The sequence below is a fragment of the Roseomonas sp. CECT 9278 genome (assembly GCF_918698155.1).
In the GTDB taxonomy this organism is placed as follows: Bacteria; Pseudomonadota; Alphaproteobacteria; order Acetobacterales; family Acetobacteraceae; genus Neoroseomonas.
The window spans coordinates 1-857 of sequence record NZ_CAKKLX010000112.1; the positions used below are offsets into that span (position 1 = coordinate 1).

An 857-nucleotide genomic window follows, 5' to 3' on the forward strand; every position below is an offset into this window, starting at 1 on the left:
TACTTCGAAATCGACGCGACGACGCCGGCGCCGACGGTGCGCCCACCCTCGCGGATGGCGAAGCGCAGCCCCTCGTCCATCGCGATCGGCGCGATCAGCTCCACATCCATCGACACGTTGTCGCCCGGCATCACCATCTCGACACCCTCGGGCAGCGAGACCACGCCGGTCACGTCCGTCGTGCGGAAGTAGAACTGCGGACGGTAGTTCGTGAAGAACGGCGTGTGACGGCCGCCTTCTTCCTTCGTCAGCACATACGCCTCGGCCTTGAACTTGGTGTGCGGCGTGATCGACCCCGGCGCGGCCAGCACCTGCCCGCGCTCCACATCCTCGCGCTTCGTGCCACGCAGCAGCGCACCGATGTTGTCGCCCGCCTGGCCCTGGTCCAGCAGCTTGCGGAACATCTCAACGCCCGTGACCGTCGTCTTCACCGTGGCCTTCAGGCCCACGATCTCGACTTCCTCACCCACCTTCACGATGCCGCGCTCCACGCGACCCGTCACCACCGTGCCGCGGCCCGAGATCGAGAACACGTCCTCGACCGGCATCAGGAACGGCTTGTCGACCTCGCGCTGCGGCTGCGGGATGTACGCATCCACCGCCGCCATCAGCTCCATGATCGCGTTCTCGCCCAGCTCCGGCGACTTGTCCTCGAGCGCCATCAGCGCCGAGCCCTTGATGATCGGGATGTCGTCGCCCGGGAACTGGTAGCTGCTCAGCAGCTCGCGCACTTCCATCTCGACCAGCTCCAGCAGGTCGGGGTCCGCCATGTCGCACTTGTTCAGGAACACCACCAGCGCCGGCACGCCCACCTGGCGCGCCAGCAGGATGTGCTCGCGCGTCTGCGGCATCGGGCC

At 67.1% G+C, this 857-nt stretch carries 1 protein-coding gene; it reads right to left on the reverse strand.

Annotated features, from left to right (window positions below; genetic code table 11):
* Window positions 1-857 (reverse strand): elongation factor Tu (locus tag LQ222_RS26170; protein ID WP_230169807.1); only part of this gene is annotated, 857 nt, incomplete at both ends.